2 protein-coding genes and 1 pseudogene are annotated in these 3903 nt (G+C 40.6%); all 3 read right to left on the bottom strand.

Going from position 1 to position 3903, the window contains the following annotated elements; genetic code table 11:
* Positions 1–492 precede the first annotated feature (492 nt).
* Positions 493–2586, bottom strand: a complete 2094-nt coding sequence (locus tag F7D73_RS03065) for an outer membrane beta-barrel protein (RefSeq protein WP_153122237.1) — start codon at positions 2584–2586, stop codon at positions 493–495.
* Between the two features lie 193 nt (positions 2587–2779).
* Complete coding sequence (locus F7D73_RS03060) at positions 2780–3535, bottom strand: hypothetical protein (protein ID WP_153122236.1); 756 nt, start codon at positions 3533–3535, stop codon at positions 2780–2782.
* A 32-nt stretch (positions 3536–3567) separates the two neighbouring features.
* Positions 3568–3903 (bottom strand): annotated as a pseudogene (locus tag F7D73_RS16020) (relaxase/mobilization nuclease domain-containing protein); the annotation flags it as partial.

Below are 3903 nucleotides of genomic sequence, written 5' to 3'. Positions count from 1 at the left end.
AAATCTGATGCTTACCAACACAATATGCATCCAAAAACAAACAGCAGGTATTCGGATATAGTTTATCCGAATACCTGTTGCCATAACGTTTTATTACTGACGATGATTCTGACATCGGCTTTCATGTACTGTTGCAACATTGGGGTATTTTGTCCCTGTGTGCTCACTGTGGCTGTAGCCATAAAATTCATGTTGACGTATCATAGGAAAAATCATATCATTTATTCAAGTTTCGCAAGTTCAGAAGTTAATGGAGTTAAAGAAGTTATCACTCCCTACGGTCGTTCGGGAAGTTAAGAGACAATAGTCTTCTATCTTAAACATAGGACTTTTGTCCCTTAACTTCCCTCTAACTTCCCTAACTTCCCCACATGCGAAACTTCAGTTAAATGACAAACATACAGGAACAAGACTATTCTCTGTGGAAATGCTACATTAAGACAAAGAATACTACCTTTTTGTTTTTATCAGTATTTTATCTGCCTTTGCAGCTTAGTGTCCCATTCTTGATGTATCAACTGCCTTTACTTTCTTTTCCTTGTAACCACCGAACTTATATATAACAGCAAAAGTGGCAGTAGCCCAATTGTTGTTAATTTTCATACGGTAATCTTGATTACCTTGTACGGAACGAGTGTCTGCCTTGTTGTTGAAGATGTTGCTGCCATTGATGCGCAATCCCCATTTCCCATCATGTGAAGTCCATTGTAACTTGGCATTCATTCTAAAGATAGGACTTACATCATAAACACCTTGTATTACTTTTGACTGAAAGAAAGGGTTGAGTATAAGGCGCAAGTCTTGTGTGCTGCAAAGTTTTATAGATGCAGTACCTCCAAGTGCTGCTGTCAGCTTCTTGCGGTTGAATGGCAAATCGAAGAAATGGTCACTTTTGGCATGTTTATAGATTCCTACAGCAAACACATTACCGTTGAGCCATTTGCCAGCACCGAATATTGCAGAGGCTTGCAATCCAAAGCTATTCTCATAGTTGAAGTTGGTTTCCTTCAATATTACCGCCATACGGTCTGTTGGTTGGTACGGTAACTGCACAGAATAATCAGGTTTCAGACTTGCAAAAGCCATCAGCGTATAACGTCTTTTAATCTGCCACATAAGGTTGACATTGTAATAAGAGTATGGTTTCAAATCAGGATTGCCATGTATCTCGGTATATGCCGATGAGTAAAATACACTGCTCATTGTTGACCAATAGCTCGGAAATTCAGAATTGGAACTGAATGACAAGTTGAGTAAATGGTTCTCGTTGATATTCCACAGGGCATTGAGTGACGGATATATGCGCCATTTGTCCCATATCGGTGAATGGTATTGTTCGGCTGCTGCGGATACTTCAAGACTAATTGCCTTGTTTATCTGTTTGCTGAAACCTGCGTATACATTCCAAATACGTTCGTTGATGTCCACACTGCTTGTTGCATTAGGCAGAATGTTACCCTCTTTGTCGATGGTGTTCTGATAACTCTTGTTGCTTGTGAATTGTCCCTTTACACCATACGACAATCCCCAACCATGTGTAAAAGAATGGTTTTGGTCGGCTGCGAACATCCATTTGCTGATAGTCTGTTCACTGCCACTTGTAAGGTTGCGTTCCGTTTCTGTCGTATTTTCATCTGCATACATCGTACCGTCAAGTTTTTGTTGTTGAGGGGTACGATAGTTAGTGTACGAACCACTAATGTTAAGTCCAAAAGGAAGTGAGTAGTTTACATCAACATTGTGCAGATACACATGAGTGTCGTAATGCATTCCGCTTACACTTGAACCTGTAGTGTGATTGTTGGAGCAAGACTTTTGCCATTTTCCCGTATAGGCAATGTCAAGTCGATGGTTCTTGCTAAATGCATAATTCATACCAAGTCGGTAGTCATGAGCAATACCAAATGATTTCTGCCACGTTTCATCGTTGTAGTGAATACGCCCGTTATCCAATGGATGGTTGGCTATGCGTGAAGATTCACCATATGAATTGCCGTCAATAAATTGATATTGTGCATCCATTCCAAATTTGCCCCTCTGCATGGAAAGATAGAAATCTCCAAACTCTCTGGAATATTTGTTTTGCTGTAATCCTCCATTTATCTGTCCCGACAACTGATTTTTCCCTGCATAATCTTTCGTGACGATATTTATAGCCATGCCACGAACATGATAACGTGCAGGAGCAGCAAGCATCACCTCTGCTTTAGCCAACTGTGCAGCAGGCATCGCTTTCAATCTGTCTGCAAGCTGTTCTTGCGTTAAAGTGGTCGCCTGTCCGTTGATGATAAGCGTCACCTCGTTTCCGGAAAACTTGATGCCACCATCGGTATCACTAACACCAGGAATACGTGTGAGAGCCTCATAGGCATTGTCGGCAGGTAGTTGTTTCATAAGTAACGGCATGTTATAGGATAACATACCTCGCTCTGCCTTAACGATAGGGCGCGAACCTTTGACCATTATTTCGGGAAGGTTGTGCAACATTGTCTCCATTGTGAGCGAATCCGTTTGCGTCAGAGTTTGAGCTTTCACGTTGGCAACAGAAAGCAGAAATAATCCTAAAAGAAATATCTTGTTGACCATATTTTATCTTTTTAAGTTATCTATTTAATTGCACCAAAACGAAAGCAAACTGCAATTATTTGCCTCTTTTTGTATTCCGAGTGCAAAGGTATAAATACTTTTTGAAACATAGTAATTTTCAGAGAATATTTAAACTACATTATACGATGTTGTACGTGATTACACTTTGCATAATAATACAAAAATAACGTTTTCATTTACTTTTCTTACTGTTTATCTGCATTTTTATCCTATTTGATTCATCAATAAGTTGTCTTGCTATACTATCTTTATATGATGCTATCTCAACCATTTTGTGGTAGTGATAGACGGAATCTTCATACACATCAACTTGGGTTCTTAATTTATCAATTATGTCTTCGTCTCGTTGGACATTGAAATGTTTTTCGATGTAGCGAATGTTCGGGTCGTCAGATGGAAGCACCATCTTCAATGCCCGATACTTCAAGTCTGCCTCCTCCCAATTTTGGTGCTCTCGCCATTGGGTGAGATTGCCCCAAATGGAGAGGACAAGAGATAGAGCCAAGCCACCTGTGAAAAGAAGAACATTCTTTGAGGTTGGCTCGAAGCGATGGGTTACAACCTTCTTTTGAGGTGATTTGTTCATTACTTCAAGTTTATCTTGCAATGCCTTTGAGGAAATATCATTCCCTTGTCTCATCTGCTTGACTGCATCAACCAAGAACTTGCTTCGCTGCTCATTTTTGCCAAGTTCAACCTTAATAAGGTCAGCAAAAACGACAATGGCATCTCTTAATTTGGATATTTTACCTCTGACTTCCTCTTCTTTGATAAACATCGCATTGATTGACTTATCCAACTTGGTTATGTCATTACTTGCAGGAACGGTTTCCGCTCCTGCGTTCTTTGTGGAGGCAGAAAGTTCATCGACTTTCTGCTCCAATCTCTCAACTGTGCCGTAGATGGCTTCCAATAGTTCTTCTTTCATGTTCGATTCTATTTTTAAGTCTGTAACTTGCATCAAAGGCTGAAGCCCTTTCTGCGTTTTCTCTTTTTCTTCTTGGCGGATTCATCCTCTGGGAATGGCTCATAAGTTTGGGCATTAGACGGAGCGAACAAGCCAATGGAAGAAATACTACTCCAAGGGTCTTGGGTATGTTCTGCCGTTGGTTGAGTCTGTTCTACTTGGTGACAACTTAGTTGTCCTCCCTGCATAGATTCGGCTCTTGGCGATACACGATTATACTCTGTGCCAAGTCTTGCATCCAACTTGCCAAAGCTGCATTCTCTGCAAATCTGCGTACCCTTGAAGCTATATCCATCCTTGCAGAAACGGATGCCTTGAACCTTGGTTCG

This window comes from Segatella copri, assembly GCF_009494395.1.
In the GTDB taxonomy this organism is placed as follows: Bacteria; Bacteroidota; Bacteroidia; order Bacteroidales; family Bacteroidaceae; genus Prevotella.
This window is presented reverse-complemented; position numbering and strand designations above follow the sequence as displayed.